This window comes from Brevundimonas sp. Bb-A, assembly GCF_009394735.1.
Taxonomy (GTDB): Bacteria; Pseudomonadota; Alphaproteobacteria; order Caulobacterales; family Caulobacteraceae; genus Brevundimonas; species Brevundimonas aurantiaca.
The window spans coordinates 318,314-343,084 of the sequence record NZ_CP045456.1 but is presented as its reverse complement, the minus strand read 5'-3'; the positions used below and the strand labels follow the sequence as shown (position 1 = coordinate 343,084).

Genomic DNA, 24,771 nt, shown 5'->3' with positions numbered 1-24,771 from the left:
CCCGGCTGGCGATTTTCGCCCCCAGCCTCTAAGGGGCGGGGCATGAGCACGCTTCTTTACGGCCGACCGCCGGTCGTCTTCGATCCGCCCAGCGCCGGCGCCGGCGCCGCGATCCAAGTCTCGCCCCTGATCCCCGGCTCGACCGCCCTGGAGGCTGTGAGCGAAGGCTCGGTCGACGAGATCATGATCTACGCCCCGCCCGGCGTGCTGGAGCGGCGCTACACCCTGGCCCTGGCGCTGAGGGCGCTGAAGGTCGGGGGGCGGCTGGACGTCATGGCCTTGAAGGACAAGGGCGGGTCGCGGCTGAAGAAGGAGCTGACCGGCTTCGGCGTCGAGGTGGGCGAGACGGCCAAGGCGCACCATCGCCGCTGCGTCGTGATCAGGCCCGAGGCGATGACGGGTATCGACGCGGCCATAGCCGAGGGCGCGGCGCGGATCGTGCCGGGGCTGGAGGCCTGGTCCCAGCCGGGGATCTTCGCCTGGGACCGGATCGACGCGGGCTCCGCCCTGTTGGCGCAGCACCTGCCGGCGCTGAAGGGGGCGGGCGCCGACCTGGGCTGCGGCTATGGGGCTCTGGCGACGGTGGTCCTGCGGTCGCCGGGGGTGACGGGCCTGCGGCTGATCGACCTGGACCGCCGAGCCGTCGAGGCGGCGCGGAAGAATGTCGAAGACCCACGGGCGAGCTTTGAATGGGCCGATGTGCGGACGCTGGCTGCGGCGGGCGAACTGAACTTCGTCGTCAGCAATCCGCCCTTCCACGACGGCGGGGCCGAGGATCGACGGCTGGGCCAGGCCTTTATCCGCAAGGCGGCGGAGTTGCTGAAAAAGGGCGGGGTCGCCTGGATCGTGGCCAATCGGCATCTGCCCTATGAGGCCGAGTTGAACGCCGCCTTCGGCCGGGTGCGACTGGTCGCCGACGAAGGCGGGTACAAGCTGTTCGAGGCGGTGAAATGAGGCGCTCTTCTCTGAGCCGTCATCCTCGCCCTTGTGGCGAGGATCCAGACTCCCGGTGTTCGACGGGAGTGCTGTCTGCCGACGCACCGGGAGTCTGGATCCTAGGGACAAGCCCTAGGATGACGGGTGTCGGGGGTGCGGCATGACCAAGACCCCCACATCGCGCGTCGATCGCCTGCTCGGCTCGATGGGCTACGGGTCGCGGGCCGAGATGGCGCGGATGGCCAAGGCGGGCGGGATCCTGCTGGACGGCGCGGATCTGACCGACGTGTCGAGGCGGATCGCCGTGACGCCGGACCTGCCGAGCCGCATGGAGATCGACGGGGAGCCGCTGGACCCGGTCCAGGGTCTGGTGATCCTGCTGAACAAGCCGCTGGGCATGACCTGTTCCCACAAGGAGGAGGGGGCGCTGGTCTATGACATCCTGCCGGATCGGTGGCGGCGGCGCGATCCGGCCATCTCGACCATCGGCCGGCTGGACAAACAGACCAGCGGCCTGTTGCTGCTGACCGACGACGGCGACCTGCTGCACCGGGTGATCAGCCCCAAACGCCATGTGGCCAAGGTCTATCGCGCCGGTCTGGGCCGGCCGCTGACGGGGACGGAAGGGGCGCTGTTCGCTTCGGGCGAACTGGTGCTGGAGGGGGATGACAAGCCGCTGGCGCCGGCCGTGCTGGAGGTCGTGTCCCCGACCGAGGCCCTGCTGACGGTGACGGAGGGACGCTATCACCAGGTGCGCCGCATGTTCGCCGCCGTCGGCAACCATGTGGAGACCCTGCATCGCGAGCGGCTGGGTGGGCTGACGCTGCCGGCCGATCTGGCGCCGGGGCAGTGGCGGCTGCTGACGCCAGAGGAGATCGCGCTAATCTTCGACTGATTGGACATTGGACGGTCAGATGGCTATCTTGATGGCCATGTCCAGCTACTCCGTCGCCGAAGCCAAGAACAACCTGCCCAAGCTGCTGGACCGCATGCTGGCGGGCGAGGTTGTGACCATCACACGGCGCGGCGTGCCTGTGGCGCGACTGGAGCCGGCGCAGGAGGTCGAGCCGACGTCAGGGCCGATGGACATGGACTGGCTGAAACGTGTGCGGATCAAGTCTGAAGCCGAGATGGACTCCGTAACTCTCTTGCGCCGGATGCGGAACGAAGAGATTTGACCGTCTATCTGGACACCAGCGTCCTGATGTCCCTGTTTCAGACCGACAAGCACACTGAGCGGGCGTCGGTCTGGATCGCGGGTGTCGATGCCTTCGTCATGAGCAGTTGGGCTCTCACAGAGTTTTCCTCCGCCTTGGCGGTGAAGACTCGTATGCGCAATCTGCGCGACAGGGATCGGCGCGAGTTCGAACTGCAACTGGACCAATGGTTGAGAGGCAGGGTCGTCCTTTCTGTGGTTGACGGTGACATGGTGGAAGCGCGGCGCCTGGTGAAAAACGACGTGAGATTGCGCGCTCCCGATGCGCTTCATCTCGCGCTGGCGGCGAGGCATGGCTGCAGCCTGGCGACTCTTGACGAGGACATGGCCACGGTCGCCACCGACATAGGGCTGACGGTGATCGTCCCATGACGATCAAGATCAAGATCTGCGGCCTGACGACGCCCGACACCCTGGACGCCGCCCTGGACGGCGGGGCGGATTTCGTGGGGGCGGTGGTGTTTCCCAAAAGTCCCCGTCACATCGCGCCCGAGGCCGCCGCCGACCTGTTCGAGCGGGCGCGGGGGCGGGCGAAGATCGTGGCGGTGACGGTCGATCCGGACGACGCCCTGCTGGAAGAGATCGCGCGGACGCTGAGGCCGGACTTCATCCAGCTGCACGGGGCGGAGAGCCCGGCGCGGGCGGAAGCCGTGCGGGCCCTGACCGGGGCGGGGGTGATCAAGGCCCTGCCGATCCGCCATGGCGACGACTTCGCCGCCGCCGACGAATGGGATTATCACGCCGATCATCTGATGTTCGACGCCAAGCCGCCGGAGGGGTCGGTCCTGCCGGGCGGGGTGGGGCATAGTTTCGACTGGACCCTGCTGGCGGATCGGGCCTTCCGTCATCCGTGGTTCCTGGCGGGGGGGCTAAATCCCGACAATGTGGCCGAGGCGCTGCGGCTCGCCGGGGCGCCGATGCTGGACGTCTCCTCTGGCGTCGAAAGCGCGCCGGGTGTTAAGGACGCCGACCGGATCGCGGCCTTCATCCAAAACGCGCGCCGGTCGTAATTACGACGCCTCTCCGCGTGAAAGTCGAAACCGTGAACGCTCAAACGCCCATCCAAGCTCCTGATCCCGCCCAGCCGCTGTCCAACGCCTATGCCTGGCCGGACGCGCAGGGACGGTTCGGGCCTTACGGGGGGCAGTTCGTGGCCGAGACCCTGATGCCGCTGATCCATGAGCTGGATGCGGCCTATAAGGCGGCCAAGGCGGACCCCAGTTTCCAGGCCGAACTGGACGGCTATCTGACCCACTATGTGGGTCGCGAGAGCCCGCTGTATTTCGCCGAGCGGCTGACCGAACATTTCGGCGGGGCCAAGATCTGGCTGAAGCGCGAGGATCTGAATCACACCGGCGCGCACAAGATCAACAACTGTATGGGCCAGATTCTGCTGGCCCGGCGCATGGGCAAGACCCGGATCATCGCCGAGACCGGCGCCGGCCAGCACGGGGTCGCCTCGGCCACCGTCTCGGCGCGGTTCGGCCTGCCCTGCACCGTCTATATGGGGGCGGTCGATGTGGAGCGGCAGCAGCCGAACGTCTTCCGCATGCGTCTGTTGGGGACCGAGGTCTTCCCCGTCACCGCCGGCGCCGCGACCCTGAAGGACGCGATGAACGAGGCGATGCGCGACTGGGTGACCAATGTCTCGGACACCTATTACATCATCGGCACGGCGGCGGGTCCGCACCCCTATCCGGCCATGGTGCGCGACTTCCAGTCGGTGATCGGCAAGGAGATCAAGCGCCAGTCCCAGGCTCAGTTCGGCAAGCTGCCGGACGCCGTCGTGGCCTGTATCGGCGGCGGATCGAACGCCATCGGCGCCTTCCACCCCTTCATCGAGGACGAAGGCGTGCGGCTGATCGGGGTCGAGGCGGCGGGCCACGGACTGGACACGCCGGACCACGCGGCCTCGCTGAAGGGCGGGCGGTCCGGGGTTCTGCACGGCAACCGGACCTATCTGTTGCAGGACGAGGACGGAAACATCGTCGAGGGCCATTCGATCTCGGCCGGGCTGGACTATCCCGGCATCGGGCCGGAGCACGCCTGGCTGCACGACATCGGCCGGGCCGAATATCGCTCGGCGACCGACAATGAGGCGCTGGAGGCCTTCCAGCTGTGCTCTAAGCTGGAAGGCATCATTCCGGCCCTGGAACCGGCCCACGCCCTGGCGCGGACCGGCGAAGTGGCGCGCGAAGTCGGCAAGGGCGGCGATGTCGTCCTGCTGATGTCGGGCCGGGGCGACAAGGACATCTTCCAGGTCGCCCGTCATCTGGGAGTGGAATTGTGATCCGCAGCCTGTCGGCGATCGCCGCCGCCCTGAGCCTTTCGACCGCCGTTCAGGCCCAGACGCCGGTGGACGTTAAATCGGCCGATGTCGGCCTTTTGCCCGGCGCGCAGTTGTCGCCCGATTGCGGCGGTCTGAACAATCTGGCGGGCCGCGCCTGGTGCGTGACCGCGCCCCTCGGTCAGGTCGGCGCCCTGGCCGACGCCTATATCGCCGATCTGGCGACAAAGAACTGGCTGGCGGCGGGCGGCGACGAGAACCGCGTCGTCCTGATCAAGCGTCGCGAGGGCGGCGGTTGCGACGGTATGCAGATGGTCGCCTTCTACGACGCGGCCAGGGTCGCCGTCGCCGAACTGCCCGCCTATCTGGGCTTCGCCACCATTCCGGGCGACGTGTGCGGGCAGGCCGCCGCCGCCGAGAAGCCTGCTTCGGACGCATCGACCCAATGACCACCGCCCGTATCGACGCCTGTTTCGCCGCACTGAAGGCCGAGGGCCGGGCGGCCTTTATCCCCTATGTGATGGGGGGCGATCCGTCGCGCGAAGAGGCGCTGGCGATCCTGAAGGGGCTGCCTGCCGCCGGGGCCGACATCATCGAACTGGGCTTTCCGTTCAGCGATCCGATGGCCGAGGGGCCGCCGATCCAGCGGGCGGCGATCCGAGGCATGGCGGCGGGTTTCGGCCTGCGCTCGACCATGGATCTGGCGCGGGAGTTCCGCAAGGACGACCAGACGACGCCGATCATACTGATGGGCTATCTGAACCCGATCGAGAGCCTGGGATACGACGCCTTCGCCGCCTATGCGGCCGAGTGCGGCATCGACGGGCTGATCGTGGTGGACTGCCCGCCGGAAGAGGCCGCGCCGCTGATCGAGGCGCTGGACAAGGTTTCGATCTCGCTGATCCGCCTGGCGACGCCGACCTCGGACGACGACCGGCTGAAGATCGTGGTCCAGGGCACCTCGGGCTTCGTCTATTACGTCGCCGTCGCTGGCGTGACGGGCGTCAAGGAAGCGAACGCCGACGTCGTGGCGCCGGCGGTGGAGCGGGTGCGCAAGGCCTCGGGCCTGCCGGTCGCGGTCGGCTTCGGGGTCAAGACGCCGGAGCGGGCAGCCGAGATCGCCCGCGTCGCCGATGCGGTGGTGGTCGGCTCGGCCCTGGTGGACGAGGTGGCCGCCGCTCTGGAGGCCAATGAGCCTGCCGCGCCGCGGGTGCTGGCCCGGGTCAAGGCGCTGGGCGACGCGGTTCGATCGGTGACTAGTGCTTCCGTGACGGAAACCGTCTAAGAGCCCGCCCATGGTCGACAAGAACAAACCCCAGGAAAAGCGCGGCGGCTGGCTGAGCCGTTTCGCGCCCGGCGTCCGCAAGATCGTGTCGCGCCGCGACACCCCCGACAATCTGTGGGTCAAGGACCCCGACACCGGCGAGATGCTGTACCGCTCGGACCTGGAGGCCGCCCTGTGGGTGACGCCGTCGGGCCGCCATATGCGGATCGACGCGCCGACGCGGTTGAAGGCCACCTTCGACGGCGCCGTCTATGATACGATCGAGACGCCGGACGTGCCTGAGGATCCGCTGAAGTTCTCGGACGGCAAGTCCTACAAGGACCGGCTGAACGCCGCGCGCAAGGCGGCGGGGCGCAAGGACACCATGGCGATCGGCTGGGGTTCGGTCGGCGGTCAGAAGGCGGTGGTCATCGTTCAGGACTTCACCTTCATGGGCGGGTCGCTGGGCATGGCGGCGGGCGAGGCCTTCATCAAGGCGGCGCGCGAGGCCGTGGCCCGCAAGGTTCCGCTGGTCTGTTTCACCGCCGCCGGCGGGGCGCGGATGCAGGAAGGCGCCCTGTCGCTGATGCAGATGGCGCGCACCACCCTGGCCATAGAAGAGCTGAAGTCGGCGAAACTGCCCTATGTGGTGGTGCTGACCGACCCGACCACGGGCGGTGTGACCGCCTCCTACGCCATGCTGGGCGATGTCCATCTGGCCGAGCCGGGCGCCTTGATCGGCTTCGCCGGTCCGCGCGTGATCGAGGCCACCATCCGCGAAAAACTGCCGCCGGGCTTCCAGCGCGCCGAATATCTGCAGGAGAAGGGCATGGTCGACCGGGTCGTGACCCGCGCCGATCTGCCCCAAGTCCTGGGCCGGATCCTGTCCATGCTGATGGGCGGAAACCGCCTGGCGGCCTGACGGCCTTGGACCCGATCTCGGAACGTCTCCGGGCGCGGCATCCGCAACGGATCGATCTGTCGCTGGACCGGATGCGCGCCCTGTGCGCGGCCCTGGGCGATCCGCAGCACCGGTTGCCGCCCGTGGTCCATGTGGCGGGGACGAACGGCAAGGGGTCGACCGTCGCCCTGATCCGGGCCATCGCCGAGGCGGCGGGGCTGAAGGTCCATGCCTATACCTCGCCCCATCTGGTGCGGTTCAACGAGCGGATTCGGCTGGCGGGGCGGTTGATCCAGGACGATCATCTGAACGCCGTCCTCGATCGGATAGAGTCCGTGTCCGGCGAGGCGACCGTGTTCGAGAGCACCACCGCCGCCGCCTTCCTGGCCATGGCCGAGACCCCGGCCGATCTGGCGGTGATCGAGGTCGGCCTGGGCGGGGTGCTGGACGCCACCAATGTGATCGAACGGCCGCTGCTGAGCGTGATCACCCCGGTCGACTATGATCATGCCGAGTTTCTGGGCACGGACCTGGCCGGGATCGCCTCGGAAAAGGCCGGGGTGCTGAAGGCGGGGGCGCCGGCCGTCATCGGGCGCCAGCGCGAGGAGGCGTTCAAGGCCATCGAACGCCGGGCCGCCGACGTCCATGCGCGGCTGACGGTTCTGGGGGTGGATTTCGACGCCTGGGCCGAGCGGGGCGGCATGGCCTTCCAGACGGCGGACCTGTTCATGGACCTGCCGGCGCCCGCCCTGGCGGGGGCGCACCAGATCGACAATGCGGCCGTCGCCATAGCCGCCGCCCTGGAGCTGGATCTGCCGGAAAGCGCGATCATCGAAGGGCTGAAGGCCGTGCGGTGGCCGGCGCGGCTGCAGCGGATCTCGACCGGACCCTATGGGCAGGCGGCCAAGGCGGCGGAGGCGGAGCTGTGGCTGGACGGAGGGCACAATCCCCATGCCGGACGGGCGCTGGCGGCTTTTCTCGCCGAACGGCAGGCGCGGGCGCCGCGCCCCCTGGCCCTGATCTGCGGCATGTTGGGCAATAAGGACGCCGGCGGCTTCTTCGCGGCCTTGAAGGACAGCCAGGCCACGGTCTTCACCGTCGGTTTCGACGGGGCGGCGGCCGAACCTGCGGCCCTGGCGGCCGTGGCGCGCGGCCATGGGCTGGCGGCGACCCCGGCGGGCTCGGTGGGCGAGGCCCTGGACCTTGCCTTGCGGTTCGGTGCGGGCCGGGTGGCGATCTGCGGGTCTCTGTATCTGGCGGGCGAGGTGCTGGGCGCCAGCCCGGAGACCTGGCCCGTTTAGCGGGTCATCCAGGGTTTGGACTTGCCCGCCGCGATGCGGGCGGCCTGCTCGCGCTGGAAACGTCCGCCGCGCGGCGGCTTGGGCCGAGCCTCCAGCTTGGCGGTCTTCAGGCGCAGGGCCTTCTGAACCGGGGTTTCGCCGGGGATGTCGTCCGGGGTGTCGTCGGGCGGGGTTTCGTCGCTCATAGGCGGCCTTCTAGCAAAAACGCCCGCCGGTCGGAACCGGCGGGCGTCTGTCGTTCAGATTTCGTCCGAGATCAGGCGGCGTCGGCCTTGACGCCCGCCTCGGCCAGCCATTCGACGATCTTGCCCTTGGGCATGGCGCCGACCTTCATCGAGGCCATCTGACCGTCCTTGAACAGCATCAGGGTGGGGATGCCCTTCACGCCCAGTTTGGACGGGGTCATGGGGCTGTCGTCGATATTGATCTTGGCGACGGTGACCTGACCGCCCAGTTCGTCGGCGATCTGTTCCAGGGCCGGGCCGATCTGTTTGCAGGGGCCGCACCATTCGGCCCAGAAGTCCACCAGGACGGGGGTGGAGGATTTCAGGACGTCGGCGTCGAAGCTTTCGTCCGTGACTTTGACTGTCGCCATGAATGGCTCCCTGGGGCGCGGTCGCCGGGCCCGTAGGGGCGAGCGGCTTGAGCGCATGTTGAGATGGTCCGGTCTGTCCGGGTTCGGAGGCAGATGTGGGAGCGAATCGCGGGCAATTCAACTGTCCGCCAACGCCGCATCCAGCATGGCCTGCGGGATCGGCATCAGCTTGGGTCCGTCGGTCCAGACCAGGGCGGCCTCGACCGGGCGGTCGGGGTAGAGGCGTTTCAGCACGGCGACATAGACGGCGGCCTGAAGCACATAGGCGGGATCGACCCGGTCCAGGGCGTCGGGGGCGGGGCGGTTGGTCTTGTAGTCGATCACGAGCACCCGATCGGGCGTGACCACCAGTCGGTCGATCCGGCCGTTGATCGCCACGTTCGATAGGCCGGCCGGGGGGCCGGCCAGGGCGCCGGTCAGGGCGACCTCGGCGCGGGAGCCGGGGCCGAACACGGGGGCGAAACGGGCGTCGTCCAGCACCGAGAAGGCGGCGGCGATCATTTCGGCGCGCTGGGCCTCGTCCAGATCGGTCTCGCGCGCCAGAAGGCGGCGGGCGGCGTCGGCGCGATCAGCGGGCGCGATCTCGGGCAGGCGCTCCAGCAGCCGGTGGATCAGGTCGCCGCGGCGGAACCGGCCCAGGGCCGCGCCGCCCGCCGCGCTGCGGGCGAGCGGCGAGGGGGCTGGGATGCGGACCTGGCCTTCCATCCGCGACGGCGAGGCGAAGCGGGCGGCGGCGTCGGGCGGGGGCGGCACTGCGGCCCAGGCGGGCAGGGCGTCGGCGGAGGCGGTCGCGGCGGCCTGGGTCGGGCGATGTTCGGGATCGACGCCGAAGCGGCGGACGCCGTTCTCCACCTCGCGCACCTGATCCCCCAGCCGGTCGAAGGTCTCCTCGATCACCGACCACCAGCTGCCGGCCTCGGCGCCCCGGCTGGAGGCGCGGCCCATGACGATGACGCGGTCCCGCGCGCGGGTCAGGGCCACATAGAGCAGGCGCAGGGTCTCGTCGTCGGTGCGGGCCTGGCGCGCGGCACGAGCGTCCGCCGAGGCGGGGCAGTCGTCACGGGCCGAGCCGGGCGCCATCAGCCAGGCTTCGCCTTCGCCCTCGGGCGTGACGGCGGGCATCAGGGACGGCCCCTGGGCCTTCGCCTTCATGGTGGTGTCGGGCAGGATGACGATCGGCGCCTCCAGCCCCTTGGCGCCGTGGACGGTCATGACGCGGACCTCGCCGCGCGCCCCCTCAAGTTCGCGCTTCACCTCGACGTCGGCGGCCTCGAGCTGAGCGAGGCAGGTCTCCAGATCGATCGCGCCGCGGTTCTCGGCCGCCAGGACCTGGTTCAGGGTTTCATCAACGGCTTCTTCCGCCTCGCGGCCCAGCCGGGCCAGGACGCGGGCGCGGCCGGAGCGGCCGGTGTCGTCCACGCGGTTCAGGGCCTGGGAGAAGAAGGCGAACGGGTCGCCGCCGCGCGCGGATATGGCGGCCTGGAGCGTGTCGCGGGCGCGGGTCCATTCGGGGCGTTCGTGCGCCCGGTCGCGCAGGTCGCGCCACAGCTGGCCGCCTTTCCGGTTCTCGCGCCCGGCGAGGGCGTAGAGGCCGTCCTCGTCCAAGTCGCACAGGGGGCTGCGCAGCACCTCGGCCAGGGACAGGTCGTCGTCGGGGAAGAGGGCGAAGCGGGCCAGCGAAATCAGGTCGTCGAAGACGATATGGCTGGACAGTTTCAGCCGGTCGGCGCCGGCGACGGGGACACCCTCGGTCTTAAGCGCGCGGATGATCTCTTCGAAGGTGGCGTCGCGGCGGCGGACCAGGACGATGTAGTCGCCGTAGCCGGTGGGGCGCAGATCCCGCGTTCGGCTGTCGAAGACGGCCAGGCCGCTCTCGACCTGACGGCGGATCTCGCGGGCCAGGTCGCGGGCCAGGCGTTTCCGGGCGCTGCCGGCGCTCTCTTGATCGACTGGATCATCCCAGGCGTCGGTCTCGGGCGCGGGCTCGTCGAGGAACAGGGGCCACAGGTCGACGGCGCCGTGCTGGCCGATGCGGGCGGGGATATGGCGGGCGATGTCGCCCTGGGGGCCGGTCAGGGCGCGGGTGCGGTCGGGATCGGCGAAGACGGCGTCGACGAAGGCCAGCACCTCCTCGGTCGAGCGGTAGGAGGTGTTCAGCTCCGGCCCGGCGAAGGGCTCGCCGGCGCCCTCGGCCAGGGCCAGGAAGTCGGCCCGCTCCTGGCGCAGCCGTTCCGGCCGGGCGCCCTGGAAGGAGTAGATCGACTGTTTCTCGTCGCCGACGGCGAAGACGGTGCGGCCCGACGTCTGGCCGGAGTAGAACTCTCCGGTCAGGGCGCGGACGATGGCCCACTGGTCGGGAGCGGTGTCCTGGGCCTCGTCGATCAGGACGTGATCGACCCCGCCGTCCAGCTTGTACAGCACCCAGGCGGCGGCCCCGCTGCGGGTCAGAAGGGCGGCGGCGCGGGCGACCAGGTCGGGGAAGTCCAGCGCGCCGCGCTGGGCCTTGGCGGCCTCGTAGAAGGCGGCGTGGGCGCGGGCCAGGGTCAGAACCTTGATCGTGTCGTCGGCGACCTTGGCCTTACGCAGGGCTTCGCGCGTGGCGAGGTATTTGGTCTGGAGGTCCAGCAGCCAGCCGACCGCGCCTTGCGGCGCCGACTTGGTGCCCATGCTCTTTCGTGGCTCGCCCGCCTGGGTGCAGAAGACGCCCGCCAGGGCGGCGAAACCGGCGTAGGGTGGGGCGGCCACGCTCATGGCGTCGGCGATCTTGCGGTCGTTGGTCGAGCCGGTCGCCATGGCCTCGGCCATGCGGTTCCATTCGGCGGGGTCGATCCAGGCGATGAAATCCCGCTCCAGATCTTCCGGGCCGCGGCCCGTTTCGGCGCCGGTGAGGGCGTAGGGGTCGGGCGCAGCCCCGGCCTCGGCGCGGTCGATATAGTCCAGCAGATCGGCGCGTTTGGCCTCGATCATCGACAGCAGAGCCTGGAACCTCTGCCAGTCCAGTTCGACGGCGAAATGGCTGTAGGCTTGGCCGATAGGGCCGTCCGGGTCGCCGACGGCGGCGCGGGCCAGGTCCTCGCGCGCGGCATGGCTGAGGGCGGTGGCGGCCTGGTCTTCCAGAACGGTGAAACGGGGCGAGACACCGGCCTCCAGCGGGAAACGACGCAGCAGCTTCTCGCAGAAGGCGTGAAGGGTCTGGATCTTAAGCCCGCCGGGCGTCTCCAGCGCCCGGGCGAACAGTTTGCGGGCGCGGGACAGGGCGGCGTGATCGAGGGTCTGCGGATCGCCGTCGTCCAGCCGGGCCAGTTCACGCGACAGGGCGGCGTCGTCCAGCACGGCCCAGCCGCCCAGCTGGTCGAACAGCCGGGCCTGCATCTCGGCGGCGGCGGCCTTGGTGTAGGTGACGCACAGGATGGCGCCGGGATCGACCTGATCCAGCAACAGCCGCGCCACCCGGTTGACCAGGGTGGTGGTCTTGCCCGAGCCGGCGTTGGCGGTGACGAAGACGGTCAGGCGCGGGTCGGCCGCAACGATCTGAGGGGAGAGGCTCATTCGCCGTCCTCGCCGTCGCCGATCACCGACCATTCCCAGACGCGGGCCAGATGGTCGTAGTTGCCGCCCTGATTGCCCATGAACTGGGGCGCGGCCCAGGAGACGTAGGGGGTGTTCGGGTCGTCGAAGCGGGCGACGCGGCGTTTCAGCCCCTCCAGCGCCGCCTGGGCCAAGTCGGCGGCCTCGGCGCCCGAGGCGCGGGTGATGACCTCGCCCGCCGTCTTGCGCCCGACCACGCGGACATAGGTCAGTTCGTCGGGCGTGACCGGGCCCTTGGCGCCCGCGAACCCGCCGTCGGCCAGGATGGCGGCGGTCAGGGTCAGCTGGGGGGCGAAGCCGGACTTGACCTGTTTGGCGGACGGCGCCGCCCCGGTCTTGAAGTCCATCACCGCCGCCCCGTCGGACGACAGTTCGATCCGGTCCGCGAAGGCCTTGACGGTGAAGGGGCCGGCGGGGGCGTCGAAGGTCATGGCGCCCTGTTGCTCGACCAGGATTTCGATCCCGCGTGCACGGCGGCGGCGCTCGAAATCGGTCAGCCAGCGGGCGCAGTTGCGGGCGAGCGGCGCCTCGCGCGCCATGGCCGCATCCTCGAAACCGCGCGCGCCCAGTTCACGCAGCAGATGGTCGTGCAGGATGGTTTCGCAGTCGTCGGGCAGGTCATGGGGCCAGTCCAGCGTCAGCCGTTCGACAGCGGCGTGGACGGCGTCGCCGCGGGCGAGCGCTTCGGCGGACGCGCCGGGACGCTCCATCGCCTCCAGCCCCAGCACCCACAGGGCGTAGATGGCGTAGGGGTCGCGCACCCAGCGTTCGATGCGGGTGACATAGAGGCTGCGCGGGCGGCGATGCACCGGCGGGCGCGGCTCGGGCCGTTTGGCGAAGCGCGGCGGTCCGGGCGGAGGGGCGTCGAGCGCGCGGGTCCAGTCCAGGACGGTGCTGGGGCGGGGCAGGTCGACTCCCGCCCCCCGCGTCAGCATCTCCAGCCGCCACAGCCAGCGGGAGCGGACGGCAGGCTGGCCGCCGCGTCGTTCACTGTGGACCAGAATCACCTCCTCGGCGCAGGCGGCCTGGACGAAGTCCTGTGCCGTCTGGCCCAGGCGGCGTTCGGGCGGGGGCAGGCTCAGGGCCTTGCGCATCGGGCGCGACAGGAAGGGGTCGGTGGGCGCGGCCTGGGGCCAGACGCCTTCCTCCAAGCCCGCCAGGATCATCCGGTCGGCGCGCACAAGCCGCGCCTCTATGGCCCCCAGGATCCGCAGAGACGGATGGGTGGCGCCCCCGGTGCGGACCACGGTCTCGCGCACCAGGGAGGAGGTCAGCTCGGCCAGGTCGGCCCGGTCGATACGGCCCAGGGCGGCGCCCCCCTCGATCAGGCCGGACAGAAGGGCGGCGGCGGCCTCGCCGTCGGGACCGGCCCAGGCGTCCTGGCCGGCCAGGGTCTCGATCAGGCGCGTCAGGGCGGAGGCGGCGACGTTCAGGTCTGCGTCGGGGGTGAAGACGGCGGTAGCGGTCTCGACGGCGGTTTGCAGACGCTCGACCAGGCGGGTGGCGGCCGACAGGCGTTCCCGTTTCCACTCGGGCGGAGCCTTGCCGCGCCGGTCGGGCTGAACGGCTTCCAGCAGACGGCGGCGCACGGCGGCGAAGTCGCGGGGGCGCGGGCCGCGCAGGGCGTGCTCTTCCAGCGCCGCGACGGCGGCGGCCTGAGGAGCGTCGCCCAGGTCGAACCGGACCAGCGGGTGTTTGATGATCGCCAGCAGCAGATGGGGCTGGACGGGATCGGCGATCCAGCGGGCGCACAGATCGACCAGGGCGCCGGCGGGCAGGCGCGACAGGGGGCTGCCTGCCGAGGAATCCGGGACCACGCCCCAGCGTTCCAGTCTTGCGGCGACGCGGCGGCCCAGGGCCTGGTCCGGGGTGACCAGGGCGCAGGTCTTGCCGGGGGTTTCCAGCGTCTCGCGCATCATCAGGGCGATGGCCGCGGCGGCCTCCTCCTCGGCGCGGACGGTCAGCAGGGACAGGCCTTGCAGCCCTTCGGCTATGGGGTCGCGGGCCTCGCCGCGCGCGGCGGCGGTCGAGCGGAGGTCGCGGATGGCGCGGCGCCAGTCGTCGGTGGCCTCGGCGGGCCGCAGGGCCTCGTTGACCAGGCGCTGGCGGGCCTGGCCGCGGGCGAGAGCGGCGGGCGGCCGGGTCGGGGCGAACCAGGGGCGGACGTCGGAGCGGGCGACCTCGACCCGGTCCAGCAGGCGTTTCATCGCGCTCTGCGGATGCTGTTCGTCCAGCCGGTCCCAGACCGCCGCATCCAGATCGAGATCGAGGCCGGGCAGGACGACGCAGCCCAGGGGCGCTCTGGCCACGGCGCCCAGGACGTCGGCGGCGGCGGGGACGGTGCCGGTCGAGCCGGCGGCGATGACGGCCTGGGTCGGGGGCGTGCGGTCCCACAGTTCGGCCAGGCGTCTCAGCAGGGTGGCGCGGCGCCAGGAGGGATCGACCAGACCCAGTTCGGCCAGACGCTTGGGCCAGGCCTCGACCGCCAGGCCCAGGAACTCGGCCGAGCGTTCCCAGTGTTCGGCCATTTCGCCGTCGACCAGGGTCGCGATCCGTTCGGGGTTCGGAACCTCTTCCAACTGGCAGGAATCGAGGAAGCCGCCGAGCGCATCCGCCAGATCCAGGGCGCGCATCGGCGTCAGGCTGTCGTCGAACTGTTCGACGATCATCCGCGCCATCTCGAACCGGCGGGTCAGGGCGGGGATGGCGGGCGGCAGGTCGAGGCCGAGGGCGCCGGGGGTGAAGGGGGGCTCGTCCTCCTCCAGATCGCCCAGAGGACGGACCTGGGGCAGCAGGATGGGACGGCCCTGGGAGAGTTTCGACAGGGCGCCGGTGAAGGCGCGGGCGGCGCGCCGGTTGGGCAGAAGGAGGGTGGCGTCGGACAGGGTCTCGGGCGGCAGATCGCCCAGCCAGGCTAGGACGCCGGCGGCCAGGTCTTCGAGGAAGGGCCGGTGGGCGGGGACGGCGTACCAGCGGGGGCAGGACGCCGTGAAGGGATCGAACGCGCTCACTCCAATCCCGCCAGTTTCACCTCGGCCTCATCCCGGGCCTGGGGATCGCCGACGTGCATCCAGTCGCCGTCCAGGACGCAGCCGTAGAGACGGCCTGCGGCGGCGGACTTGCGCCACAGGGGGCTTAAGGAAAAGGGGCCGTCGGGCCCGTGGTCAGCATAGCCGGGGCGGGTGATGTGGACGCCCATATAGGCGAAGGGGGCGGAGGGGGCGTCGCCGCGGAAGGTCAGTCTCCCGTCGTCGGCCAGGAAGAAATCGCCGTCGCCCTCGAAGCCGATGGAGCCTTCGCGGCGGGCCAACAGCAGGGCGGCGTCCATCGTTTCCGGGTTCCAAAGGTGCACGAGGTCCGCCAAGGCGTCGCCCCGGTCGATCCAGACGCTGTCGATATTGGCGACGAAGATCGGATCGTCGCCCAGCAGGGGGCGGGCCTTCTTCAGCCCGCCGCCGGTCTCCAGCAGTTCGGCCCGTTCGTCGGAGAGGAGGATGCGGGGGCCGCGTCCGCGCGCGGCCAGATGGGCTTCCAGCCGGTCAGCGAACCAGTGGACATTGACGACCACCGTCTCCACCCCGGCGTCGGCCAGCCGGTCCAGCACATGGTCGATCAGGGCGCGGCCCGCCACTTCGACCAGGGCCTTGGGCCGGTCGTCGGTCAGGGGGCGCATCCGGGTGCCCAGGCCGGCGGCGAGCACCATCGCGGTTTTCGGCGGGGTCATGCGCGCACCTCGACAGGGACGTGGCGATCAAACCAGCGGGCGACGGGCGCCAGGGCCGGCTGGTCCAGATTGGCGTTCAGATGCCGCCACATGCGCGGCAGGAACTGGCGGTAGCGGGGCTTGCCGTCCCGCGCGATCAGTCGGGCGAAGATGCCGATGATCCGCGCCTCGTTCAGCGCGGCTAGCCCGGCATAGTCGGCCATGAAGGCGGCGCGGTCCACCTGGGGGCGAAGGGCGAAATAGCGGTCCAGGGCCTCGGCCTCCAGCGCCGGCGACACGTCGCGGCGGGCGTCCTGAAGCAGGGAGTGCAGATCCCAGGACGGGTGGGCGCGCACCGCGTCCTGGAAGTCGATCATGCCGACGCGGGCGGCGCCTTCACGCTCGGGCAGCCAGATCAGGTTCTCGGCGTGATAGTCGCGGTGGGCCATGACCGAGGCCCCGGCGGCGCCCGAGGCGACGATCGGCGCCCAGGCCTCTCGCCATTCCGCCACCGCGGCGGCGTCGAAGGCGACGCGCGCGTCCAGACGGGGCAACCAGTCGACGAACAGGTCGGCCCCGCCCTGGAGCGCCGTCTCGTCATAGGTCAGGAGCGGCCAGTCGCCGCCGGGACCGGTCAGCACCTCAGGCGGGGTCCCGGCCTCGTGCAGGGCGGCCAGGGCCTCGATGGCGGTCAGATAGAGGGGCGTCTCCTCGGCGCCGTCCTCGATGACGCGGGCGAACAGGGCGTCGCCGAAATCCTCCAGCACCGCCAGGCCGTTGGGCGCGTCCAAGGCCGGGATTTCAGGCGCGGACAGACCCAGCGACTTCAGATGGGCGGCGACGGCGGCGAAGGCCTCGATCCGACCGGCCGACAGGCGGGCGACGGCGTTCCAGCCTGCGGCGTGACGCTGCTCGGGCGTCCAGGCCGGATCGGCGGGCGGGCTCTCGGCGGCGGGCGCCTGGTCCATCAGCATCAGGGTGGGGCCGCCCGGCGGGGTCAGCCGTTCGTAGCGCCGCGTCGAGGCGTCGCCCGGCAGAGGCGCGCGCGCAGCCTCGGCCAGGCCGGCGGCGGCCAGGAAGTCGAGGCGAAGCTGTTCGCGATCAGAGACGGACATGGTCGATCAGGTCTTCCCACCGGCCTACGCCGGAAACGGTCGCAACACGGCCGTCGCCGTGTTCGGAAATCTCAATGACAAGGCGGTCGGGCCCCAAGAACCGGCCCGGATCCTCGCCCAGCCGCTCGGGCCATTCGATGAGGGCGCAGCCCTCGTCCAGGGCCTCGTCCAGGCCGATCTCGAACGCCTCCTCCGGCCGGGTCAGGCGATAGAGGTCGAAATGGGCGATTGGGGGATTGCACTCGTAGAACTGGACCAGGGTGAAGGTGGGACTGGGCACCTCCTCGTCCGGCGTGGTCAGGGTCCGGATCAGGCCGCGCGCCAGGGTGGACTTGCCCATGCCCAGCGGCCCGTACAGCAGCAGGCTGTCGCCCGGCGCCAAAAGGGGGGCGATGACTTGGCCCAGACGGGTGGTGGCCTCGGCGTCAGGGAGTTCGACCTTCATGGGAAGACCGCGTCTGGATCGACGGCCAGGGTGCGTTCGGTGAAATGTTTCAGCGCTACGGTGGCCTTTACGGCGTCCACGTCCAGCCGTTCGGGCGGGATGGGGCGGCCGACCAGGATATCGAAAGGCTTGCCCGCCTTGTTCAGCAGTTCGTGGAACAGGGTCACGTCGCGCAGCTCCTGCGAAACCTTGTCGAACAGGTGGAACAGCCGGCTGTAGGGGCCGGCGACGTGCATGGGCACGACCGGGGCGCCGTATTTCCGCGCCAGGGAGGCGGCGGTCGGCGCCCATTCGGGGTCGGTCAGCAGGCCGTCGGCGCCGACGCGGGCCAGACGGCCGGCGGGGAACATGACCACGCAGCGTTCGGCCTCGAAGGCCGCCTTGGCGGCGTTCAGGGTGGCGCGGGTCTTCTCGCGGGTGCGTTTGTCGTGAACCCATTCGACCGGGATCACCGTCTCGGCCAGTCGCGGCGAGACGCGCAGGGCGTCGGCGTTGGCGAAGAAGACCGCGTCGGGACGGCGCCGTTTGACGGCGTCATAGACCGCGACCCCGTCGGCTATGCCGGTCGGATGGTTGGCGACGACGACGCACCGGCCCGTCGCGGGCAGGTGGTCCAGAGGGGACGCCGTCACCTTCAGCCGAAGCAGGTCCGACACATAGTCCAGGCTCTCGGAGCCCGAGCGGTCACGCACCGCGTCGGCCATCTGCACGGCCGCCTTGTAGTTCAAGATCGAATAGAGCAGCGGGCGCACCGCCGGCCACAGCGGCGAGGCGGTCAGACGGGGCGCACGCTCGGCGATCAGCACATCGACGATGTGGGGCGAGCGGCGGACGGGAAGGGCGGCGGAATTCATGGACGACCGCTTGTCGCCGGTTCGGCGAAAGGGAGCAAGCCTACCAGAGCCGGGCCACGCCGAAGCCGTCGAACAGGGTTTCGTTCGAGACCAGGGTCAGGTCGTTGAGCAGGCCCTGGGCGATCAGCAGCCGGTCGAATGGGTCGCGGTGCTCGCCCGCCATCCGACCGGCCAGGCTGGCTTCGCGCCAGCTCACGGGGAGTTCGGCGAACCCCTCTCGACGCATGACGTCCGCAAACTGCTCGGCCAGGGCGTGGGCGTTCGGCAGCTTGCCGATGCGAAACTTGATCGCGATCTCGATGGCCGACACGCTGCTGACAAAGACGGCGTCAGCGTTCCGGATGGCGTCGTCGGCTGCGCCCGACAGCCGTTCGTCGTCCCAAACCCACCACATCAGGGCGTGGGTATCGAGCAGGAGGTTCAATCTCCCCGGCCCTCCCAGAGGCGGAGTTCCTCTTCGGGCAGCGGATCAAAAAAGCTCTCGTCGAAACGCCCCATGCCCTTCAGCCGACCTCGCCTGCGTTCAGGTTTCGCCGCCTCGAACGGCACGATCCGCACCGCCGGCTTGTCGCCGCGGGCGATCACCACCTCTTCGCCGCGTTCGGCGGCGGCGATCAGTTTGGAGAGATGGGTCTTGGCGTGGTGGACGGTGACGGTGGTCATGTCGCGCTCCTTGGTCCAAGCAGCTTAGCTAACTTCTGAGCTGTCAGCAACTTCCGCCCGGCGAACGAGGGTGCTACGCCTCGCCGCTGCAAGCTTTGCGAGGACTGCTTCATGCGCCACCGTTCCCTCCTGTTCGCCGCCTGCGCGGCCGTCGCCTTCTCGGGCGCCCTGATGAGCGCCGCTCCGGCCCTGGCCCAGGTTCCGCCCGCCCCGGTTCCGGCGCCGGCCGCGACGCCTGACGCCTTCACCTATCAGGACATGATCTCGGCCAACCGGCTGGGCGATCCGCAGGTGTCGCCGGACGGCCGTTACGTCGTCTATTCGGTGACGACGACGGATGTGGAGGCGAACCGCCGCAGCGGCAGCCTGTGGATATTGGACCTGGAAACGCCGGACGCCGCGCCGCGCCGGCTGGCCATTTCGGACCAGGGCGCCAACACCGCCCGCTGGGGCGCCGACGGCAATCTGTATTTCCTGTCGGGCAAGTCGGGGACCAGCCAGGTGTGGCGCATCGCCTCGCCGACGGCCGCGCCGGTGCAGGTGACCAATCTGCCGCTGGACGTGAACGCCTATCGGATCAGTCCCTCGGGCGACAAGGTGGCGGTGTCTCTGGCCGTCTATCCGGACGCGGCCGACCTGAACGCCTCGGTCGAGATGGGCAAGGCCGTGGCAGAGCGGAAGTCGACCGGCCAGGTCTATGACCGGATGTTCGTGCGCCATTGGGACACGTGGAATGACCACACCCAGAACCACCTGTTCGTCCAGTCGATCGGCCGCAACGGCCAGGCGACCGGCAATCCGGTCTGGGTCACCAAGGGCTTCGACGGCGACACCCCGTCCAAGCCGTTCGGCGACGAAAGCGACTTCGTCTTCACCCCGGCCGGCGACTCCATCGTCTTTTCGGCGCGTCTGGCCGGCAAGAGCGAGCCGTGGAGCACCAATTTCGACCTGTGGAAGACCAACGGCCTGAGCGGGGACGGGACCTTCACCAATCTGACCCAGGACAATCCGGCCTGGGACGCGGGCCCGGTGTTTTCGCCGGACGGCCGCACCCTGGCCTATCGCGCCATGGCGCGTCCGGGTTTTGAGGCCGATCGTTATCAGATCGTGCTGATGGACGTTCAGTCGGGCCAGAAGCGCGAGATCGCCTCGAACTGGGATCGTTCGGCGGACACCTTGCAATGGTCGCGCGACGGCCAGACCCTTTATACGACCGCCGGCGACGTCGGCTCGACCAAGCTGTTCGCGGTGGATACGCGCAACGGGGTGGTGACGCCGGTCACCGGACCCGGCCATGTCTCGGCCTTCCAGCAGACGCCGTCGGGCTTCGTCTTCGCCCAGGACAGTCTGAAGTCGCCCAGCGATCTGTATTTCAAGACCTATCTGGGTCGTGAAACGCCGCGTCGCCTGACCCAGGCCAATCCGGCCCTGGACGCCAAGGCCTTCGGGGAATACGAGCAGTTCAGCTTCCCCGGCTGGAACAATGAGACGGTCCACGGCTATGTCATCAAGCCGGTCGGCTATGTCGAGGGTCGCAAATATCCGGTCGCCTTCCTGATCCATGGCGGCCCCCAGGGCTCGTTCGGCGACAGCTGGTCCTATCGCTGGAATCCCGAAACCTACGCCGGCGCCGGCTATGCGGTGGTGATGATCGATTTCCACGGCTCGACCGGCTACGGCCAGGCCTTCACCGACGCCATCAGCCAGCACTGGGGCGACCGGCCGCTGGAGGACCTTCAGAAGGGCTGGGCGGCGGCTCAAGCGAAGTACGCCTTCCTGGACGGCGCCAACGCCTGCGCCCTGGGGGCCTCCTACGGCGGCTATATGATCAACTGGATCGCCGGCAACTGGTCGGACGCCTTCAAGTGCCTGGTCAATCACGACGGGGTCTTCGACACCTTCGGCATGGGCTATTCGACCGAGGAGCTGTGGTTCACCGAGTGGGAATATGGCGGCACGCCGTGGGACAGGCCGGAGGGCTATCAGAAGTTCAACCCGGCCAACCATGTCGAGAACTGGAAGACGCCGATGCTGGTGGTCCAGGGCGACCTGGACTTCCGCATTCCGACGGCTCAGGGCCTGTCCACCTTCACCGCCCTGCAACGCCGCGGAATCGACAGCCGCCTGATCGTCTTCCCGAACGAGAACCACTGGGTGCTGAAGCCGGCCAACAGCCTGCAATGGCACAATGAGGTGTTCGGCTGGCTGAACAAACACCTGGCCCCCGCCCAATAGGGGCGGTGCGCCGGAACGACGCAGGAACGACGAAGGGGCGCAGCCGCAAAGGCCGCGCCCCTTTTTTAAGGCGCGGCGGGGTTAGAGGCCGGCGCGGTCCTGGGTCGAGGAGACCAGCCGCTCATACTGCCGTTCGGTCATGCAACGGGGCGCGGCCCAATGTTCGCCCGCCCGGCGCGCGGCCATGGCGTCCTCCGCCGTGACGAAGACGGGGGCGGCGCCGAACTCGCGCTGATAGGCGCGCCGGGTGGCGGCGTCGGTTTCACAGATCATCACCGGCTGGACGGCAGAGCTGCGCGTCTGAGCGCGGTCGAGCTCGGCGCGAACGGCCTGAAGACGGGGCTTATCCTGCGTTTCGGGCTGGGTTTGGGCGTGCGCCAGACCGGGCGCGATCAAGGCGGCGGCGATCAGGGCGGGGGTGATCAAACGGGTCATCGGGCATCCTCCTACGGCCTGAATTAAAGTCAGGACTCGGACCAAATATGCGCGCATTTTCTACAATGTAAAGCTATTGCGAAAAATATGCGGTAAACGGACCAATATCGAGGCGTATGAGGCGGGCCCGAAAGGGGCGGCGGCGCCAAAACCGCCTTGGGGCGTTGTCTCTGCTTCTGGAGCCCCGGCCCTTGCCCAAGATGTTGAACTGGAACGCCTTAAGGACGCGGATCGGCGCGGGCGCCGCCTCGGCCAAGGCGCGCGCCGTCCAGGGGCGCGACTGGATCAGGCGCAATGATCCCGTCTACGCCGCCGTGCGCCGCCCGGGACCTGCCGAATGGTGGGCCGGCGGCCTGACACTGTTTCTGATCGCCGTCGTCCTGATCTTTCTGGCCTGGTTCGACTGGAACCGGCTGAGGGGACCGATCGGCCGTTGGGCCTCGGCGGAATATCACCGCGACATCGCCATCGACGGCGATCTGAATGTTCATCTCTTCAGCTGGACCCCCTCGGTCAGGGTCCAGGGACTGAAGATCGGCGGCCCGGACTGGGCGCGCGATCGCGATACGGCCCGGATCGACACGATCGAGGCCTCGGTGCGGTTACGGCGCCTGCTGGCGGGCCAGGTCGAAATGCCCCTGCTGCGCTTCACCCGGCCCCAGGTGGTCCTGATCGCCGCCGAAGACGGCCGCAAGAGCTGGGCTTTGAACGCCGACCACGCCGACGACGGCCAAGGCATGAAACTGCCGGTGATTCAGAAGCTGGTCATCACCGACGGGCGTCTGGTGTTCGAAGAGCGGCGGCGCAAGATGACCCTGGATGCGGCCGTCGATGCGCACGAAGGCGCAGACGGCGACGCGGGCTTCCTCCTGCAAGGCGAAGGGACGGTCAACCGGTCGCCTCTGACGCTGCGGATCGAGGGCGGGCCCTTCGTCAATATTCGCCGCGACCGGCCCTATCGCTTCAAGGCCCGGATGGCGGGAGCGGGCTCCAGCCTGACCGCTACGGGCGCCGTCACCCGGCCCTTCGACCTGGGTCGGTTCGACGCGACCCTGACGTTGGAGGGGCGCGATCTGGCGGACCTCTACCTGCTGACGGGCCTGACTCTGCCCAATACGCCCCCCTATCGGCTGAGCGGCGCCCTGAAGCGGAACGAGGCCGTCTGGACCTTCAACGACTTCGACGGCCGGGTGGGGGCGTCGGACCTGTCCGGCGATCTGCGGGTCCAGGGCGGCGGCCGGCTGCGGGTCGAGGCCGAACTGGCGTCGCGTCGACTGGACATCGACGACCTGGCGGCCGTCCTGGGGGCGCGGACCGTCACCAATGCCCGCGGAACCGAGACGGAGGCGCCCGTGGCGAAGGGCGGAAAACTGCTGCCGGACGCGCCCCTCCAGACCGAACGGCTGCGCCAGATGGACGGACATCTGACCTATCGCGCCGCTGCGGTTAAGGCCAATGAGCTGGACGTGCGGGCGGTGAACCTGGGCGCCGAGCTGAAGGACGGGATCTTGAACCTCGATCCGATCAGCTTCGACTTCAATCGCGGGGCGCTGAACGGGACGGCGCGGATCGACGCCACCCAGGCGCGGCCCTACAGCCGCGTCGACCTGCGGCTGAGCGGCTATCCTCTGGAGTCCATCGTCCCCGCCCGGAACGGCGCGCCGCCGCTGACGGGTCGTGCCCTGGGCCGCGCCCGACTGGAGGGACCGGGCGCCTCGGTCCACCAGTTCGCCGCCTCGTCCAAGGGCACGATCAGCCTGGTCGTGCCGGACGGGCGGATGCGGGCCGCCTTCGCCGAACTGTTGGGCATCAACGCCAGCGCGGGTCTGTTGAAGCTGCTGAGCGGAGATCAGTCGACCGCCCAGATTCGCTGCGCCGTCGCCGATTTCAACGTCAGCGGCGGGACGGCCGCCGCCAAGACCCTGGTCATCGACACCGATGTGGTGCTGGCGCAGGGCGAGGGGACGATCGACCTGGGGCAGGAGACGCTGAATCTGCGGATCGACGGCGAGTCCAAGAAGCCGCGCCTGCTGCGGGTCTGGGCGCCCATCACCGTACAGGGGCCGCTGACGGCGCCCCGCGTCGGGGTGGACGTCGGCGCTGTGGCGAGCCAGGGCGGCCTGGCCGGCCTTCTGGCGACGGTGGCGGCGCCGGTGACGGCCCTGTTCGCCTTCGTCGATCCCGGTCTGGCGGAGGACGCCAACTGCGGCCAGCTGATCGCCGGCGCGCGCTAGGGCCTTCCGGAAAAGAGTCTCGACGATATTGAGCCGATTCGCCTCGTCGGGCGTATTGAGGTCCATGGATCGGATCAGATGACGCGCCGGGGCCTTTTCGCGCCCGCCCTGGGACTGGTGGCGGCGGCCTGTTCGCCCCTGAGCTCCCCGGCGCTTTCGCCGCTCGGCCTGTTGAACAGCCTGGGGCCGCGGGATGCCGGCGCGCGTCGCGTGGCGCGCGACCTGCCTTACGGCGACGACCCGCGCCAGCGCATGGACCTCTATGCGCCCAAGGCGCCGGGTCCCCATCCGGTCCTGGTCTTCTTCTATGGCGGGGGCTGGGATTCAGGGTCGCGCGACCTGTATGGCTGGGCGGCGCAGGCCCTGGCGGCCCAGGGGTTCGTCGTCGCCCTGCCGGACTATCGGCTGGTTCCGCAGGTGGTCTTTCCCGCCTTCGTTCAGGACGCCGCCGCCGCGACGGCTGCAGCGGCCGAGGCGGCGGCGGACCACGGCGGCGACCCCCGCCGCCTGGGCGTGCTGGGCCATTCGGCCGGCGCCTATCTGGCGATGATGATCACCCTGGATCGGCGCTATATGGCGGCGGTCGAACGGCCGGACCTGATCCGGGCCGCGGCCGGTCTGGCGGGGCCTTACGACTTTCTGCCCTTGGATGTGGCGGCGTCCCGCAACGCCTTCGGCCGGGCGCCCGATCCGACCCTGACCCAGCCGATCACCTTCGTCCGCCCCGACGCTCCGCCGATCTGGCTGGGCCACGGCACGGCGGACGTCGTGGTCCATGACGAGGACACCCGCCTGCTGCACGCGCGCCAGCGCGCCGTCGGCGGCCGGTCTGAGGCCAAGCTCTATCCCGGCCTGGATCACGCCGATCTGGTGGCGAGCTTCTCGCCCCTGTTTCGCGCCAAGGCGCCGGTTTTGAAGGATGTGACCGGATTCCTGCGACGCGCCCTGGAGCGGGACGACGAAACACTTGCTTAAGCACAAAAGCATCTTTTCAACACT

The 24,771-nt window shown here is 69.8% G+C and carries 24 protein-coding genes; 13 read left to right on the top strand and 11 right to left on the bottom strand.

Annotated elements, in window-relative coordinates; all coding sequences use genetic code 11:
• The first annotated feature begins 42 nt into the window (after window positions 1-42).
• From BSP_RS01755 to BSP_RS01710, 10 genes are all read left to right on the top strand, one after another.
• Window positions 43-954 carry a class I SAM-dependent methyltransferase gene (locus tag BSP_RS01755; RefSeq protein ID WP_152949110.1) on the top strand — a complete coding sequence of 304 codons (912 nt, stop codon included), beginning with the start codon at window positions 43-45 and terminating at the stop codon, window positions 952-954.
• Between the two features lie 142 nt (window positions 955-1,096).
• On the top strand, window positions 1,097-1,831 hold the full coding sequence (locus tag BSP_RS01750; protein WP_152949109.1) for a pseudouridine synthase: 735 nt from the start codon (window positions 1,097-1,099) through the stop codon (window positions 1,829-1,831).
• A gap of 19 nt (window positions 1,832-1,850) precedes the next feature.
• On the top strand, window positions 1,851-2,114 hold the full coding sequence (locus BSP_RS01745; protein ID WP_152949108.1) for a type II toxin-antitoxin system Phd/YefM family antitoxin: 264 nt from the start codon (window positions 1,851-1,853) through the stop codon (window positions 2,112-2,114).
• Complete coding sequence (locus tag BSP_RS01740; RefSeq protein WP_152949107.1) at window positions 2,111-2,524, top strand: type II toxin-antitoxin system VapC family toxin; 414 nt, start codon at window positions 2,111-2,113, stop codon at window positions 2,522-2,524. The genes BSP_RS01745 and BSP_RS01740 overlap by 4 nt, the downstream gene beginning before the upstream one ends.
• A complete protein-coding gene (locus tag BSP_RS01735) occupies window positions 2,521-3,162 on the top strand; it encodes a phosphoribosylanthranilate isomerase (RefSeq protein ID WP_152949106.1) in 642 nt (213 codons plus the stop codon). The genes BSP_RS01740 and BSP_RS01735 overlap by 4 nt, the downstream gene beginning before the upstream one ends.
• 77 nt (window positions 3,163-3,239) lie before the next feature.
• Window positions 3,240-4,442 carry a tryptophan synthase subunit beta gene (trpB, locus tag BSP_RS01730; RefSeq protein WP_370513382.1) on the top strand — a complete coding sequence of 401 codons (1,203 nt, stop codon included), beginning with the start codon at window positions 3,240-3,242 and terminating at the stop codon, window positions 4,440-4,442.
• Window positions 4,439-4,888 (top strand): hypothetical protein, encoded by a 450-nt coding sequence (locus tag BSP_RS01725; RefSeq protein WP_152949105.1) that lies wholly within the window; start codon window positions 4,439-4,441, stop codon window positions 4,886-4,888. The genes trpB and BSP_RS01725 overlap by 4 nt, the downstream gene beginning before the upstream one ends.
• A complete protein-coding gene (gene trpA / locus BSP_RS01720) occupies window positions 4,885-5,724 on the top strand; it encodes a tryptophan synthase subunit alpha (RefSeq protein ID WP_152949104.1) in 840 nt (279 codons plus the stop codon). Before BSP_RS01725 ends, trpA begins: the two co-directional genes overlap by 4 nt.
• A 10-nt stretch (window positions 5,725-5,734) precedes the next feature.
• A complete protein-coding gene (locus BSP_RS01715; RefSeq protein WP_152949103.1) occupies window positions 5,735-6,625 on the top strand; it encodes an acetyl-CoA carboxylase carboxyltransferase subunit beta in 891 nt (296 codons plus the stop codon).
• A 5-nt stretch (window positions 6,626-6,630) separates the two neighbouring features.
• Window positions 6,631-7,905 carry a folylpolyglutamate synthase/dihydrofolate synthase family protein gene (locus BSP_RS01710; protein WP_152949102.1) on the top strand — a complete coding sequence of 425 codons (1,275 nt, stop codon included), beginning with the start codon at window positions 6,631-6,633 and terminating at the stop codon, window positions 7,903-7,905.
• Here the strand turns inward: BSP_RS01710 and BSP_RS01705 are convergent.
• The 10 genes from BSP_RS01705 to BSP_RS01660 form a co-directional block, all read right to left on the bottom strand.
• On the bottom strand, window positions 7,902-8,090 hold the full coding sequence (locus tag BSP_RS01705; protein ID WP_152949101.1) for a hypothetical protein: 189 nt from the start codon (window positions 8,088-8,090) through the stop codon (window positions 7,902-7,904). The two genes, BSP_RS01710 and BSP_RS01705, sit on opposite strands and share 4 nt — an antisense overlap.
• A 71-nt stretch (window positions 8,091-8,161) precedes the next feature.
• On the bottom strand, window positions 8,162-8,500 hold the full coding sequence (gene trxA, locus BSP_RS01700) for a thioredoxin (RefSeq protein WP_152949100.1): 339 nt from the start codon (window positions 8,498-8,500) through the stop codon (window positions 8,162-8,164).
• A gap of 117 nt (window positions 8,501-8,617) precedes the next feature.
• Window positions 8,618-12,049 (bottom strand): double-strand break repair helicase AddA, encoded by a 3,432-nt coding sequence (addA, locus tag BSP_RS01695; protein WP_152949099.1) that lies wholly within the window; start codon window positions 12,047-12,049, stop codon window positions 8,618-8,620.
• Window positions 12,046-15,099 carry a double-strand break repair protein AddB gene (addB, locus tag BSP_RS01690; protein ID WP_152949098.1) on the bottom strand — a complete coding sequence of 1,018 codons (3,054 nt, stop codon included), beginning with the start codon at window positions 15,097-15,099 and terminating at the stop codon, window positions 12,046-12,048. Before addB ends, addA begins: the two co-directional genes overlap by 4 nt.
• Window positions 15,096-15,812: an N-acetylmuramate alpha-1-phosphate uridylyltransferase MurU gene (murU, locus tag BSP_RS01685; protein ID WP_194166992.1), complete on the bottom strand. Its 717-nt coding sequence runs from the start codon at window positions 15,810-15,812 to the stop codon at window positions 15,096-15,098. The genes addB and murU overlap by 4 nt, the downstream gene beginning before the upstream one ends.
• The gene (amgK, locus tag BSP_RS01680; RefSeq protein ID WP_152949097.1) at window positions 15,809-16,906 is read right to left on the bottom strand and encodes an N-acetylmuramate/N-acetylglucosamine kinase AmgK; all 1,098 of its coding nucleotides are present in this window, start codon (window positions 16,904-16,906) and stop codon (window positions 15,809-15,811) included. The genes murU and amgK overlap by 4 nt, the downstream gene beginning before the upstream one ends.
• Complete coding sequence (gene tsaE, locus BSP_RS01675; RefSeq protein ID WP_152949096.1) at window positions 16,893-17,351, bottom strand: tRNA (adenosine(37)-N6)-threonylcarbamoyltransferase complex ATPase subunit type 1 TsaE; 459 nt, start codon at window positions 17,349-17,351, stop codon at window positions 16,893-16,895. The genes amgK and tsaE overlap by 14 nt, the downstream gene beginning before the upstream one ends.
• Window positions 17,348-18,205 (bottom strand): 1-acyl-sn-glycerol-3-phosphate acyltransferase, encoded by an 858-nt coding sequence (locus tag BSP_RS01670; protein WP_152949095.1) that lies wholly within the window; start codon window positions 18,203-18,205, stop codon window positions 17,348-17,350. The genes tsaE and BSP_RS01670 overlap by 4 nt, the downstream gene beginning before the upstream one ends.
• Before the next feature lie 40 nt (window positions 18,206-18,245).
• Complete coding sequence (locus BSP_RS01665; protein WP_152949094.1) at window positions 18,246-18,629, bottom strand: type II toxin-antitoxin system VapC family toxin; 384 nt, start codon at window positions 18,627-18,629, stop codon at window positions 18,246-18,248.
• Window positions 18,626-18,868 (bottom strand): type II toxin-antitoxin system Phd/YefM family antitoxin, encoded by a 243-nt coding sequence (locus tag BSP_RS01660; protein ID WP_054764125.1) that lies wholly within the window; start codon window positions 18,866-18,868, stop codon window positions 18,626-18,628. Before BSP_RS01660 ends, BSP_RS01665 begins: the two co-directional genes overlap by 4 nt.
• 111 nt (window positions 18,869-18,979) lie before the next feature.
• Here BSP_RS01660 and BSP_RS01655 point away from each other — a divergent pair, with 111 nt between their 5' ends.
• Window positions 18,980-21,103: a S9 family peptidase gene (locus BSP_RS01655; RefSeq protein WP_152949093.1), complete on the top strand. Its 2,124-nt coding sequence runs from the start codon at window positions 18,980-18,982 to the stop codon at window positions 21,101-21,103.
• Between the two features lie 81 nt (window positions 21,104-21,184).
• On the opposite strand, the gene BSP_RS01650 is transcribed toward BSP_RS01655, so the two are convergent.
• Window positions 21,185-21,538 (bottom strand): hypothetical protein, encoded by a 354-nt coding sequence (locus BSP_RS01650; RefSeq protein WP_054764123.1) that lies wholly within the window; start codon window positions 21,536-21,538, stop codon window positions 21,185-21,187.
• Window positions 21,539-21,738: 200 nt separating this feature from the next.
• On the opposite strand from BSP_RS01650, the gene BSP_RS01645 reads away from it, so the two are divergent.
• Window positions 21,739-23,772: an AsmA family protein gene (locus BSP_RS01645; protein WP_152951022.1), complete on the top strand. Its 2,034-nt coding sequence runs from the start codon at window positions 21,739-21,741 to the stop codon at window positions 23,770-23,772.
• Window positions 23,773-23,850: 78 nt separating this feature from the next.
• Complete coding sequence (locus BSP_RS01640) at window positions 23,851-24,747, top strand: alpha/beta hydrolase (protein WP_152949092.1); 897 nt, start codon at window positions 23,851-23,853, stop codon at window positions 24,745-24,747.
• Window positions 24,748-24,771: the final 24 nt, after the last annotated feature.

Bases quoted from the DNA above. Each gene is read 5' to 3' on its own strand.
- BSP_RS01755 (WP_152949110.1), top strand. From the start codon at position 43: ATGAGCACGCTTCTTTACGGCCGACCGCCGGTCGTCTTCGATCCGCCC.
- BSP_RS01750 (WP_152949109.1), top strand. From the start codon at position 1,097: ATGACCAAGACCCCCACATCGCGCGTCGATCGCCTGCTCGGCTCGATG.
- BSP_RS01745 (WP_152949108.1), top strand. From the start codon at position 1,851: ATGGCTATCTTGATGGCCATGTCCAGCTACTCCGTCGCCGAAGCCAAG.
- BSP_RS01735 (WP_152949106.1), top strand. From the start codon at position 2,521: ATGACGATCAAGATCAAGATCTGCGGCCTGACGACGCCCGACACCCTG.
- trpA (WP_152949104.1), top strand. From the start codon at position 4,885: ATGACCACCGCCCGTATCGACGCCTGTTTCGCCGCACTGAAGGCCGAG.
- BSP_RS01715 (WP_152949103.1), top strand. From the start codon at position 5,735: ATGGTCGACAAGAACAAACCCCAGGAAAAGCGCGGCGGCTGGCTGAGC.
- BSP_RS01705 (WP_152949101.1), bottom strand. From the start codon at position 8,090: ATGAGCGACGAAACCCCGCCCGACGACACCCCGGACGACATCCCCGGC.
- trxA (WP_152949100.1), bottom strand. From the start codon at position 8,500: ATGGCGACAGTCAAAGTCACGGACGAAAGCTTCGACGCCGACGTCCTG.
- addA (WP_152949099.1), bottom strand. From the start codon at position 12,049: ATGAGCCTCTCCCCTCAGATCGTTGCGGCCGACCCGCGCCTGACCGTC.
- murU (WP_194166992.1), bottom strand. From the start codon at position 15,812: ATGACCCCGCCGAAAACCGCGATGGTGCTCGCCGCCGGCCTGGGCACC.
- amgK (WP_152949097.1), bottom strand. From the start codon at position 16,906: ATGTCCGTCTCTGATCGCGAACAGCTTCGCCTCGACTTCCTGGCCGCC.
- tsaE (WP_152949096.1), bottom strand. From the start codon at position 17,351: ATGAAGGTCGAACTCCCTGACGCCGAGGCCACCACCCGTCTGGGCCAA.
- BSP_RS01670 (WP_152949095.1), bottom strand. From the start codon at position 18,205: ATGAATTCCGCCGCCCTTCCCGTCCGCCGCTCGCCCCACATCGTCGAT.
- BSP_RS01660 (WP_054764125.1), bottom strand. From the start codon at position 18,868: ATGACCACCGTCACCGTCCACCACGCCAAGACCCATCTCTCCAAACTG.
- BSP_RS01655 (WP_152949093.1), top strand. From the start codon at position 18,980: ATGCGCCACCGTTCCCTCCTGTTCGCCGCCTGCGCGGCCGTCGCCTTC.
- BSP_RS01650 (WP_054764123.1), bottom strand. From the start codon at position 21,538: ATGACCCGTTTGATCACCCCCGCCCTGATCGCCGCCGCCTTGATCGCG.
- BSP_RS01645 (WP_152951022.1), top strand. From the start codon at position 21,739: ATGTTGAACTGGAACGCCTTAAGGACGCGGATCGGCGCGGGCGCCGCC.
- BSP_RS01640 (WP_152949092.1), top strand. From the start codon at position 23,851: ATGACGCGCCGGGGCCTTTTCGCGCCCGCCCTGGGACTGGTGGCGGCG.